General features: G+C 66.5%; 7 protein-coding genes and 1 pseudogene. 1 reads left to right on the forward strand and 7 read right to left on the reverse strand.

The window, feature by feature from the left end:
- Window positions 1-39: 39 nt before the first annotated feature.
- Together J8F10_RS38705 and J8F10_RS11595 are read right to left on the reverse strand one after the other, a co-directional pair.
- Window positions 40-759, reverse strand: a pseudogene (locus J8F10_RS38705) (response regulator); the annotation flags it as partial.
- 28 nt (window positions 760-787) lie between these two features.
- On the reverse strand, window positions 788-5488 hold the full coding sequence (locus J8F10_RS11595) for a PAS domain S-box protein (RefSeq protein ID WP_210653979.1): 4701 nt from the start codon (window positions 5486-5488) through the stop codon (window positions 788-790).
- Window positions 5489-5603: 115 nt separating this feature from the next.
- Here J8F10_RS11595 and J8F10_RS11600 point away from each other — a divergent pair, with 115 nt between their 5' ends.
- The gene (locus tag J8F10_RS11600; protein ID WP_210653980.1) at window positions 5604-6296 is read left to right on the forward strand and encodes a DUF4058 family protein; all 693 of its coding nucleotides are present in this window, start codon (window positions 5604-5606) and stop codon (window positions 6294-6296) included.
- 2 nt (window positions 6297-6298) lie between these two features.
- On the opposite strand, the gene J8F10_RS11605 is transcribed toward J8F10_RS11600, so the two are convergent.
- The 5 genes from J8F10_RS11605 to J8F10_RS11625 form a co-directional block, all read right to left on the reverse strand.
- A complete protein-coding gene (locus tag J8F10_RS11605) occupies window positions 6299-7357 on the reverse strand; it encodes a DUF2891 domain-containing protein (RefSeq protein WP_390891138.1) in 1059 nt (352 codons plus the stop codon).
- A 100-nt stretch (window positions 7358-7457) separates the two neighbouring features.
- Entirely contained in the window at window positions 7458-8639 is a 1182-nt protein-coding gene (locus J8F10_RS11610) for a serine hydrolase domain-containing protein (RefSeq protein ID WP_210653982.1), read from the reverse strand.
- Window positions 8640-9265: 626 nt separating this feature from the next.
- A complete protein-coding gene (locus tag J8F10_RS11615; protein ID WP_210653983.1) occupies window positions 9266-10135 on the reverse strand; it encodes a hypothetical protein in 870 nt (289 codons plus the stop codon).
- A gap of 39 nt (window positions 10136-10174) precedes the next feature.
- Complete coding sequence (locus tag J8F10_RS11620) at window positions 10175-10720, reverse strand: hypothetical protein (RefSeq protein ID WP_210653984.1); 546 nt, start codon at window positions 10718-10720, stop codon at window positions 10175-10177.
- Between the two features lie 298 nt (window positions 10721-11018).
- The gene (locus J8F10_RS11625; protein WP_210653985.1) at window positions 11019-11945 is read right to left on the reverse strand and encodes a nucleoside hydrolase; all 927 of its coding nucleotides are present in this window, start codon (window positions 11943-11945) and stop codon (window positions 11019-11021) included.
- Window positions 11946-11952: the final 7 nt, after the last annotated feature.

The raw sequence follows: 11952 nt of genomic DNA on the forward strand, positions 1-11952 counted from the left end.
GCGCTCGGTCACGTCGCGGAACACCAGGACCGCGCCGGAGATGCGCCCGTAGGAATCGCTGATCGGGGCGGCGCTGTCGTCGATCGGCAGCTCCCCGCCCGTGCGCTGGAGCAGCACGCAGCCCTCGGTGATGGCAGCCGGCTGTTGGGTCCGCAGCGCTTCGAGGGCGGGGTTGGCGACCAGTTCGCGGGTCCGCTCGGAGACGACGGGGAACACCTCCGCGATCGGGCGCCCCTGCGCGGCGGCCGCGGGCCACCCGGTCAGTTGCTCGGCGAGCCCGTTCATGAACCGGACCCGGCCGATCTCGTCGGTCGCAATAAGACCGTCGCCGATGCTCCCGAGCGTGGCCGCGAGCCAGCGCTCGTTGTCGCGCAGCCGGCGATCCATCTCGTGCTTGTACAGGGCCATCTCGATCGCGGTCTGCAGGTCGCGGTCCTCGTAGGGCTTGAGGACGTACCCGTAGGGCTCGGTGATCTTGGCCCGGCGCAGCGTGTCGGGGTCGGAGTTGGCCGTCAGGTACACGACCGGCAGGTCGAGCTGCCCGCGGACGCGCGCCGCGGCCTCGATGCCGTCCATGTCCCCCTCGAGGCGGATGTCCATGAGCACGAGGTTCGGGCGCAGGTCCGTCGCCTTCCGCACGGCGTCCGCCCCGTTCGCGGCGAGGCCGGCCACGGAGTACCCCATGTTCATCAGGCGCTTCTGGATGCCCAGGGCGATGATCCGCTCGTCCTCGACGATCAGTACACTGGTCGGTGGCATGAGCCCCTCTAGTGCGCGACGGCCCGCTCTACCGGCGCAACGGGAACCGGACGGTGAAACGTGTCCCACAGGTACTGTCCAGGGCGATTTCCCCGCCAAGCTGCTCCACCAACGTGTTCGCGAGCTGGAGCCCGAACGAGGACGTGTGCCGGAAGTCGAACCCGGCGGGTAGGCCCACACCGTCGTCGGCGACCGTGAGGAGGTGCGTGCCCTCGGCAGCGCTTTCCAAGGACACATCAATTATACCACGCTCCCGGCCCGCGAACGCGTACTTGAGGCAATTTGAAACCAGTTCGTTTACCAGTAACCCGCACGGGATCGCGATGTCCAGCGGAACGGGCGGGACCGATACCGACACCGACAACCGGATCGCCTCGTCGTCGGCCCGGTACGCCCGGAACAGATCCTCGGCCAAATTTCGGACGTAAGTACCGAACTCGACGCTCGCGAGGTTCTCGGACCGGTACAGGCGCTCGTGGATCAGGGCCATCGACCGGACCCGCCCGCGGCTCTCGCGGAACGCGACCAGGGCCGCGGGGTCGGTGACCCCGTCCGCCTGGAGATCGAGGAGGGTCGAGATGATCTGCAGGTTGTTCTTCACCCGGTGGTGGATCTCCTTGAGCATCACCTCCTTCTCGCGCACCGACGCGAGTAACCGGCCCTCGGCCAGTTTGCGCTCCGTGATGTCCTGGATCTGCGCGATGAAGTACAGCGGGTGCCCCCGGGTGTCGCGGACCAGCGACACGGCCAGGAGGGTGTGGACCACGTGCCCGGCCTTGTGGAAGTACCGCTTTTCCATCTGGTACGTCGCCCGCGCGCCGCTCAGCACCTCTTCGACCAGTGCGAGGTCCGTGCCCAGGTCGTCGGGGTGCGTGATCGTCTGGAAATCGATCGCGAGCAGCTCGGGCTCCGAGTACCCGACGAGCGCGCACACCGACTGGTTCACCTTCAGCCAGTGCCCGTCGGGGGACACGAGTGCGACCCCGATGGGCGCGAAATCGAACGCGCTGCGGAACCGCTCCTCGCTCTCGCGCAGGGCCAGTTCGACCGACCGCCGGTTGGTCAGGTCGCGGGTGATCTTCGCGTACCCGCGGAGGCGCCCGGTCGCGTCGCGCACGGCCCGGATGACGACCCCGGCCCAGAACCGCGAGCCGTCCTTGCGCACCCGCCACCCCTCGTCCTCGAGGTGCCCGTCCGCGGCCGCGGCCAGCGCCCACTCCACCCGCCCGGCCGCCACGTCCTCGGGCGGGTAGAACACGGAGAGGTGGCGCCCGATGATCTCCTCGGCGGTGTACCCCTTGATGCGCTCGGCCCCCGGGTTCCAGCTCGCGACCCGGCCCCCGGCGTCGAGCATGTAGATCGCGTAATCGGCCACCCCTTCGATCAACAGCCGGTACCGCTCCTCGCTGTCGCGCAGGGCCTCGGCCGCGCGGATGCGGTCCGTGATGACTTGCGTGTAGAACACGAGCCCGCCGATCTCGCCCCCGACCTTGCGCCAGGGCCGGGCCTCCCACTGCAACCACTCGGTCCCGCCGTCGGCGCGCGGGAACGAGTCCTCGGCGCACGCCTCGACCGCGCCGGTCAGAACGCGCTGGTGGATCTCCTTCCACCGCGCGGGAACGTCCGGGAACACCTCGTAGTGCGTGCGCCCGATGACGTCTTGCCCCGTGAGGTGGTAATCGGTCAACCACCGGTCGCTGGTTTGCACGTACCGCATTTCGGTGTCGAGCATGGCAATGGCGGCCGGGGCGTGTTTGATGAACTGGCGCAGCAGCGCGTCGGTCGCTTCCAGGGTATCGGCCGAGCGCTTGATCGCGGTGATGTCGCGCCCCTCGAAGATCAGAAGGGCCACGTTCCCCGCGTCGTCGTGAAACGGCTTGAGGGAGAAGTCGATCCAGAGCACCTCTCCGTTCGGGGCGGGGTGGGTGGCCACGAACCGCACCGTCTCCCCGCCCCCGGCCCGGACCACCGCGTCCCGTAACCGAACCTGCTGAGCCGGGTCGTGTGTCCACCAGGGCGTGTTCCAGAGCGGCTTCCCCAGCACGTCCGCTTCGGCGAGCCCGGCCGCAGTCAGGGCGGTCCGATTGGATTCCAGGAGGGTGCCGTCGGCCGCCATCAGCCCGATGAACTGGAACGTCTGGTCGAAGATCGCCCGGAACCGCTTCTCGCTCTCGCGCAGCGCGGCCTCGGACGCCCGGCGCACGGTCACATCAGTGTGCGACCCGCCCATCCGGTACGGGCACCCGTCCGGCCCGTACTGGGCGACCCCGCGGGTGTAGATCCACCGGTACGCGCCGTCCTTGTGGAGCATCCGGAGTTCCAGCCCGAACCCCGGGGCGGTGCCGTCCAGGTACGCGCCCACCGCGGCCCTCGCGCCGGGCCGTTCGGCCGGGTGAACCAGGCGCTCCCACTCCGAGAACAGGTTCGGGATCTCGTGCTCCGCGTACCCGAGCATGCTCTTCCAGCGGGGCGAAAAATACACGGTCCCGGTGCGCAGGTCCCAGTCCCAGATCCCGTCCTGCGATCCCTGGACCGCGAGCGCGTACCGCTCCTCGCTCTCCCGAAGCGCGGCGGCGGCGGCCCGCACCTCCGCCACGTTGCGGATCGCGATCACCCCGCCCTCGACCCCGTTGGGGCCGAGGATCGGGCGCCCGGTGACGCTGATGGGCACGCCGCCCGGGTGCGCGTCGTCGACGATCAACAGTTCCACGTTGTCGCACGACTCGCCGCGCACGGCGCGGACGATCGGGAGCCGGTCTGGGAGGCACGGCGTGACCCCGTCGGGCAAGTACACCCCGTGGGTGCGCGCCCGTTCGACGTGCGTGAGGTGCTCGGTCGGCTCCGGGTGCAACTGCCGGAACGCGCGGTTCTGCATCAGAAACTGGCCGGCCTTATCGACCACGAGTACGGCCTCGCCCAGGCTGTCGAGAACGCTCTGGAGGAGTTGCTTCTGCTCGCGGAGCGCTTCGACCGCGCACTGGAGCTCGGCGGTCCGCGCCTCGGCGACGGCGGCGCGGTCGGCGACCCGCTGTTCGAGTTCCGCGTTCAGCCGGCGCACCTCGTCCTCGGCGAGCTTCTGCTCGGTGACGTCCACCGAGAACCCGATGACCCCGGTGATCCGCCCGGCCGAGTCGCGGTACGGGAGCTTGGACGTTTGCAGCCACCGGGTACCGGCGAGCGTGTAGAGCGGCTCGATGAGGCCGCGCATTTCGCGGCCCGTGGTCATAATCTCTTCGTCGTCCCGCCAGTACCGGTCCGCGTGCGGGGACCCGATTTCGGCGTCCGTGTGCCCCTCGAGCGCCTCGCGCGGCAGCCCGACCAGCCGGACCAACTCGTTGTTCACCCGCACCAGGCGGTGGTCCCGGTCCTTGTGGAAAATGAGGGCCGGAACGGTGTCGAGGATCAATTGCAGGTCGGCGCGCTGCCGGACCAGTTCGGCCTGCGCTTGCTTGAGCTCGTCGACGTCCGTGGACGTACCGATCCGGCCGGCCGGCGCCCCGTCGGGGCCGACCACGGCCACGGACCGGGCCAGGAACCACCGGTACGCGCCCCCGCGCGCCGGGCGCATCCGGAACTCGTTCTGGAACACGGCCCCCGCTCTGCGCGCGCCCGCGCTCGCGCCGATCAGGTGGGGGAGGTCGTCGGGGTGGATCACCCGGGCGAGGTCGTCGCGGCTCACCCCGGTCAGTCCGGTGTAGTCGGTCCACTGGTGGTTCAGGTACACGATCGCGCCGTCCGGGGCGGTCGCCCACACGATTTGGGGCACGGCTTCGGCCAGGTGCCGGAACTGGGCCTCGCTCGCCCGCAGCGCGGCTTCAACGTCCTCGCCCTCCTTCAGGACGGCGCACAGCGCCAGGGACATGACGACCACGACCGCCAAGAAAAAATCCAAGAGCAAAAGCGACTCGGTTTCGTCCACGCGGTCGAACGGGCCGTGGTTGTTGAACGTTCCCCACGCCCCGAGTCCCGCAACGACCAGTAGCGCGGCACTGGCCCCGCGCGTCCCGAACCGGACCGCGGCCACGACCAAAAACGGCAGCAGAAGGTACGTGCGCGGGCTCCGGGGCAGGACCGCGTCCAGCCAGAATCCGAACACCAGGACGCACGCGCCCGCGAGCAGCGCGAAGAACAGGACCGGCTCCCGCCCGATGCGGGAGCCCGTGGGCCGCGGGCGCGCGTGGGCCAACAGTGCGGGGGCCAATACCAGAACCCCGACCGTGTCCCCCAGCCACCACGTCCACCACTTGGCGCCGAACGCGCCCCACGGGACCACCCCGCTTGCGCACAGGGTAGACACTCCGATCGTGGACGCGATCAGGCACATTGCGGGCGCGACCGCCGCGAACCGGAACACGTCGCGGGGACGGTCCAGCGGGTACCCGGTCCCGACGAACCGGCGCACGAGCCCGGCACCCGCGAGCCCCTGGAGGGTCGAACCCACCGCGATCGCCGCCGCACACAGGACGTGCGTTCCGAGCGCCCCCGTGCGGTCCGGGTCGAACGCATCCCACAGGTTCGCCAGGAACGCGCCGAGCCAGATCCCGGGCCACACCCGGAGCCCGAAAATGAGCACGGCCGCGAACGCGATCCCCGACGGCGGCCAAATCGCCGTCACTTTATGGTCCGGCGGGAGCCCCAGCGCCAACCCGAGCCGGGCGGTCGCAATGTACGCGACCGCCAGTCCGAACACGACGGTCCACGGGCGCCAGCGCGAAAGTCGTGATTCCATCGTGAGTTCCGGTCGCCGTGCGAGTCAGGATGGCGCGCGCCAGTAGAACTGACGCCGGGGCGCGGTCACGATTTATGGTAGAATCAAAACTGGCTCGACGCATTGAGGGAGACGCATGCCACTCCACGATTGGACGGACCGGCCCGGCTGGGAGGGGATGCACATCTACTGGATGACAGAAATCGCGCGTGCCCTTCGCGCCGGTCTGCCGCCGGGGTACCGCGCCGTGATCGGCTCCAGCCCGCTCGTCGCAATCGGGATCGGCCCCGTCAAACCAGACGTCGCCGTCACCAACGGTTCGGGGCACTCGCCCGCACATTCCAATACAGCACCCGCGCGCGGCGAACCGGACTTAGAAGTCGCGGTCGCCACACTAGAAGAAGACACGACGGTGCAAATCGAGCGCGAGGGGCGCTTGGTGGCCGCCATCGAGTTGATTTCACCGCGAAACAAGGACCGACCCGCCGCACGCGACCAGTACGCGGCCCGGTACCTCAACTACCTGCGAGGTGGGGTCCATCTCTTGCTAGTCGACGTTCACCGGCGCCCGCTCGGGTTCTCGTTCGCGCAACTCATCGCGGCGAGTTTGGGGCAGGATCTTGCGGCCCCGTCCGCTCCCGCAGCCGTGAGTTACCGGGTCGGGGCGCCCGCGGCACAAGGGGGCCGGATGCTCGGCCTGTGGCAACACCCGCTCGTAGTCGGCGAACCACTACCTCCGATCCCACTCGCGCTGAACCTCGACGAGCAACTCACGGTCGATCTGGAATCCACCTACTCTCGCGCTGCAGCGGACAGTTACGTCGAATAGCCTCACTCCGGCGCGGGCACCGAGAGCATCCACACCGCGAACGACGCGAGCCAGTGTTCGCCCGCATAGTCACCGCTGGAGACGTGCTTCAGTCCGGCTTCGGCGTGCTTCGCGGCGGAAACGGCTAGCGCTTTGCGCGCGGGGTCGTCCTTCGGAAGTGCCGTGATGATGCCGCGCAAGCACCACGCGCGACTGAGGTTCAGGCCGTCGAGGTGAACGAGTTGCGGGTCGGTGCGGTCGGTGACGGTCGCGGGCACGAACAGGTTCGCGGGTTCGCCCTTTGTGGCGCCGGGTAGGTACTTGTGGAACCACGCGCGGAACTCGGCCGGCTGCAGCACGCGGCGCATGAGGTCGGCTTCGCACAGGCTCGGCGAGAGGAAGTCGGCGCCGTCAGGTTCCCAGCGCGCGGGCGCGTCCGCGTCCTTCGCGTAGTACGCCTTCGCCCGCCCTTCGATCAACTCTTGGAGCTTCTTGTTGCCGGTCGCCTTCGCGTAGTCGTGCGCGAACGTGAGGCCGAACGCGGTGTTCGAGTGAACCCCGGCGCGGATCGGGTACGTCTGCTTCGGGAAGTATTCGACGTACCGGTTCGCGATCAGGTCCGCGAGCGGGTGCAGGTTCGCGGACCACGTCTTCGCGTCCGGGTCGTCCCAGGTGTGTAATTCTTCCGCGAGTTTGAGCAACCACGCCCAGCCGTAGGGCCGCTCGAACGACTTCGCCTCCGGCCGGTTGAAGTATTCGACTTCCACTTTGATGTTCGCCGCAGTGAGGTGTTCCGCGAGCACGGCCCGGATGTCTTTTGCTTGCGGGAGGTTCGGGTGCGCACGCAGCACGCGGACCAGCATCCAGTGCCCGTGGACGGCGGAGTGCCAGTCGTAGCAGCCGTAGAACGCGGGGTGCAGTGCTTTGGGCGTCTTGGCGTCCTTGTCGTCGAGGAGCACGTGCCCCGGCTTGTTCGGGAACTCCTTCTGCGCGCCCTTCAGCGCGAGTTTGGCGAACGCGGACGCCCACTCTTGCGTGAGCGTCTCGCTTTTCGGTGTCGCGGGCGGTTCGGCTGCTGGCATGGCGCTGAGTACCAGAAGGGGACAAAGGAGCAGCAGAAGGGTACGCGACATAGGTGCTTTCGTTTGTGTGCGGCGGCCCGAGCCACCAGCGGTCGTTGGGTCACTTACCAAAAATGTCCGCGGCGGCCTTCTCGAACGCCGGGCGCGCCTTTCCGCCGTCGCCGGGGAAGCCCGCGTGTTGAACCATGTACACGGTCACGAGCTTGCTGTCCGGGTTGATCCACACGTTCGTGGCGAACGCCCCGCCGTGCCCGCACGGACCCGCGACCGCCGGGCCGTCCGCCTTCGCCTTGCGCGTCGTGCTCAGCCCCAAACCGTAACCGCTCTCGCCCTTCGCCTTGTCGAGCAGGGTGTTGGTTTGGGTGCCGGTCATCGCGCGAATCGAGGCTTCCGAGAGCAGGCGCTTCTCGCCGTACATCCCGCCGCGCAGGATCATCTGCCCGAACGCGGCCACGTCCTTCGCCGTGGAGAACAGCCCGCCGCCCGGACACGGGTGCCGCGTCGGGTCGCCGAGCGGGTACGCCAGCGGCGAAATGGGCATCGCTTCCAAGCCTTTGCCGTCCTTACCCGGGCGATAAGTCTTCGCGAGCCGCTTCTGTTGCTCGCTCGTGGGGCGCCAGGTCGTTTCGGTCATTCCGAGTGGGGCGAACAGTCGCTTCGCCATGAAATCTTCGTAGGAAAGCCCGCTCGCGACCTCAATGATGCGCCCGGCGGTGTTGATGCCCGCGTTCGAGTACACGTACTTCGTGCCGGGCTCGTATTGCAGCGGCGTGATGGCGTAACTGCCGACCGCGTCCTTGAGGAGCAACTTGTCGATGGTCGGGCTCTCGAGCGCCGAGACGAACGGCATCCCGCTCGTGTGCCGCAGACAGTCCCGCACCGTGGGCACGCGGGTCGGCTTCTTCAGCAGAACGGCGTCCTTGTCCTGGAACGCGATCATCCACTGCGGTTTGAACTCCGGCAAATACTTCTCAACGGGATCGTCGAGCGCGACCTTCCCCTCGTCGACGAGCATCATGAGGGCCGCGGCCGTCATGGGTTTGGTCATCGACGCGATCCAGAACAGATTGTCCGGCTTCATCGCGGTTTTGGTTTCGCGATCGGCAAAGCCCACGGTTTCAACGGTCAGCACCTTGTCCGGCGACGCGACCAGCACGACCGCGCCCGCGAGTTGGTTCTTCTCGACGAACGGTTGCAGACTATCCGCGACCCGCGGATCGGCGGCACGAGCGGGTGAGGCTAGCGCGATCAGCGCGAACACGAACGCAAGAGAGGGGCGCATCGGCAGATCCTGTGGCAGTGGAGTGAGGCAGGCGGGCACCAGCAGATTATGGGGATGCCCGCCCGCGTTTGCAGCAGTTTTTCGCCGCGAACGCCCGATCGCGAGTATTGTTTTCGCCCCGGAGGGGCCGCCGTTCGTAGCACAGGGCGGGAGCCCTGTGCGGCATGCGCCGACCACCAGCCGATCAATCGCGCGGCTAACATTCGCTCACACCGGCCGTTCGCCGAATGCTGCCAAGCGCTGACCAAACAGAACACTTAGTCTTGTTTCGAGATCCGTGTAGCGACCGAACGAGCCGCGACCGCAAGGGAGCGGGGCTTCCCGTGTGTTAGACCGTGACCACAAATGGGAGCGCCTCCCACTCCCTTGCGGTCGCGGCTCGTTACAAGGACACCGGATCAATACGGAACAAACGCTAGAGACGTTTTGGAGTTGTGTCGGTGAGCCGACTTGGAAAACGAACTCTCCACGTGACACCGCGAATGGTTTCTGCACGTCGACGCGCCGAACGGCGACAGTTCGAGCGCGGACGTGACTGTCCGCGCGATGGGTAGAACATTACTAGCAATCAAACGTGAACACAGTATCAGAATAAATGAGATTTTAGCCGCAGTCGTATCGCCCTTTTACTTCTTCGCGGCCGTTCCCAGAATCTTGTCGAGCTCCAGTTTGATCTCCTTCGACCCGGCGGCCTTCATGATGGCCGCGTTCGCTTTGTCCAGCAGTTGCTTTTCCAGATCTGGCTTGATGGTCTTCACCGTGTCGAGAACGAAATTCCCCGCAGATTTCGCGTCCTCGCCGTCCAAGCCCGCGACGTGGTCGATCGCGATCTTGTCGTGAAACAGTTTCGCGTCCGTCACTTTGATGAGGAGCGTGACTTTCGGGAAAAACGAGCCCGGGTCTTTCTCGGTCTTGCTCACGACCTCGACTTTGAGCTTCAGCCCGGCCTTGCAGTGGCCGCGTGTCTCGCCCGAATAGAGTTGAAGGCCGCGCTTCCAGAGTTGGTGTTCGACGCGGAAGTCGATTTCCATTTCGGTGTCGAGCACGAGGGTCGCCGTGTTCACGTCGTGCCGCACGAGTTCGGCGATGGCCACGTTCAGCGTATCGTCCGGCTTCCGCGCCAGAACGGTGGTTCGGCGCCACAAGCCGTCGTTGACCATTTGGCGCGGCGCATCCGGCCCGAACCTCTTCGCGTTACGCAGCATCACCGCACCGACAACGTACTCCTTCTGGCTCCCCCAACCGTCGTTCGCTTTCACGAGCGGATTGGGGAGGTTCGCGAGCGCCAGTGTGCGGAGCGTTTTCGATAGCGCCGCGATCTCCTGGGGCGTCGGCTGCGGTACGCTCTTCGGCGTTTTGAGTGGAATCGGGGCCGGCGCTTGCGTCGGTTTGGCTGCGGGCAGCGGAAGCGGGATCGGTTCCGGTTCGGGCGGCTGTGCGGATACGCCCGCGGTCAGCACGAAGCCCAGCGCCAGAGGTGCGGCGAAACGCATCATGAAAAGCTCCGTGCAGCCACTTCATCCTTGGGAACGCGGTCAGTCCTTGTAGCCGGCCGCTTTCCGCAGTGCCTGATTGTCCACTTTCGGGGGCAACTCGGCAATCGCCTCGCCGCCGTTACGGGTAATCATCGCGCGAATCAATTTCTCGTCGGTGCCGTTCTTAATGAATCGCACCGTTCCGTCCGCAAATGCGGCGTAAAAGCCATCGGGGAACGCTCCACCGAGTTTCGGGAGCGGCTTCGCGGAGTCGTAGTCCAGTTCTTCCGGCTTCGGCCACGGCACCGATTCATTAGCTTCGACGATGAGAATGGTTTTGTCGAGACCGTCGGTGAAGTCGTTTTGGGTCAGTTGCTTCTTCGACTCGAACGCGGCCCCATTACCAACAAAGACGCGGTAGAACGTGTGCCAGTTCTCCGGCACCTCTCGCCCGGCGTCGAACTGTCGCAACTTGAGTCCGTTCAATGCCGGCCGGTTCCATTCCTCTCCCGGTTTGGCGCCGGGCGCAAGCGGGAAACTGCCCTTTTGCAGCCCGCTCCGTAAGTCGGCCTCCTCCCGGCTGCTCGGCTCGATGAATTCTGTCACGTGCGCCCGCCAACTGTAGCCGACCAGAGTCCGATCTTCTGAATTGGGGCCGAATGTTCGGTTCGAGGCACCCGACCCGTCCGCTGGTGGAAAAACATTGTAATTGGAGCAATAATTTCCCGCCGCCAGTGCCAGCCATTGCAAATTCAGAACCACGTCCAAGCGATGCCGCGTCTCTTCCTTGGATAGCCCGGCGCCCGTAACCGCCGGATCGCCTTTGGCTCCGCACCCACCAATAAATAGCCCCGCCAAGGCCGCGACCGCACCCAGTGCCAACTTCTTCATGCCCACTCCTAAATCAGTGCGCGGCCTTTAAGGTACGTTCGATGTACTCTCGGACCTCGTCCACCGCAACACTAGTCGCCACACGAGCGTTCGGTGCGGATGCGGGGCTGGGTCGGGTGTCGATCACCGTCATCCCGCGTGTCAGTTCGCCGCGCGTCTCGACGTCCACGTAATGCGATTCGCTACTCACGCACCCCGCGACCGCCACGGCCACGGTGCCGAGCACGTCCTTGAGGTGGAAACCTTCAATGCCGTACAGGTTAGAACTTGCGCGGATGCCGAACGGTACGATCTGGCGCAAGAACTGACACGTTCGCGAATCGGGGTTCGGCAGGTTTAGCAAGTCGCGCGGCGAGAAGATCAACCGGCGCGTGGAATCGAGGGTAATGAGGAGCGGGTTCAACTCGGCCGCGAACACGCGCTTGGCCGCGTCCGGGTCGAGGTGCATGTGGAACTCGGCCACCGGGCCGGCGTTCCCCGATTCGCGCCAACAGCCGCCGATGACAACGGTTTGATCGAGCAGCGCGGGCAGAACCGGGTCACGATCGAGTGCGGTCGCGAGTGTCGTGAGCGGCCCGAGGTTGATGACCGTGATTTGCCGCGGGTACTCGTGCGCGAGTTCGCACAGGATCTTGTCGGCCGGGTGCAGCGTGTGCCGCGTGGCCGAGGGGAAGGTGACGCCGCCCAGCCCACCGGGTCCGTGGAGCGCGGTACCGTCGGTTTCGTACCGCACCGGCAGCGCGGCCCCGAGTTTCGGCCATTTGGGTGGGTCGAGAACATCGATGAGCGTGTGAACGTTGGCGGTCGCCTGTTCCGCGGACACGTTCCCGGCCGTCGGCAGCAGGCCCACGACTTCCAGGTTCGGGTCGTTGAGCGCGAGGGCCACCGCGAACGCGGTGTCGATCCCCGGATCGGCGATGAGGAGCACCTTTCGTGGCATTGATTCA

This window comes from Gemmata palustris, assembly GCF_017939745.1.
GTDB lineage: Bacteria > Planctomycetota > Planctomycetia > Gemmatales > Gemmataceae > Gemmata > Gemmata palustris.